Annotated in this window: 1 pseudogene; it reads right to left on the bottom strand. The window is 44.9% G+C overall.

Features of this window, described 5'->3' with window-relative positions:
• Nucleotides 1–19: 19 nt before the first annotated feature.
• Nucleotides 20–526 (bottom strand): annotated as a pseudogene (locus CXQ94_RS21975) (xylose isomerase); the annotation flags it as partial.

Here is a 526-nt window from a genome sequence, read left to right as displayed (position 1 = left end):
CTTCTTTCCCATACACACTCTACAACGCAGAATGTAAAATCATCTCAGCCAACTCCTGTTTGCCAGAAGGAACTTTAGGTTCGCCCCATTCCATGGCCTTCTTCTCAAGATACTCGAAATCAGCCTTGCCAGCCTCTATTAAAGCTCCAATTTCTGAGTCGAAGCTCTGATATCTCTTCTTCACAAGCTCATTAAGTGATCCATCCTCAATTATCTTGGCTGCGTTTCTGAGTCCACGAGCCATTGTATCCATTCCACTGATGTGTGCAATGAACAAGTCCTCCACATCTGTGCTCTCCCTTCGGAGCTTAGCATCAAAGTTGAATCCTCCAGGAGCCAACCCACCATTCTTAACGACAGTGAGCATAACTTTAGTAGCTTCTGCAATATCAGTCATGAACTCATCCGTATCCCAACCAGTCTGAGGATCTCCAGAGTTCGCATCGATATTACCAAGCAAGCCATTAATTCTAGCAGTCTCAAGGTCATGATGACAACTGTGACCAGATAGTGTAGCATGATTGCA

Source organism: Arthrobacter sp. GMC3, assembly GCF_002929305.1.
In the GTDB taxonomy this organism is placed as follows: domain Bacteria; phylum Actinomycetota; class Actinomycetes; order Actinomycetales; family Micrococcaceae; genus Specibacter.
This window is presented reverse-complemented; position numbering and strand designations above follow the sequence as displayed.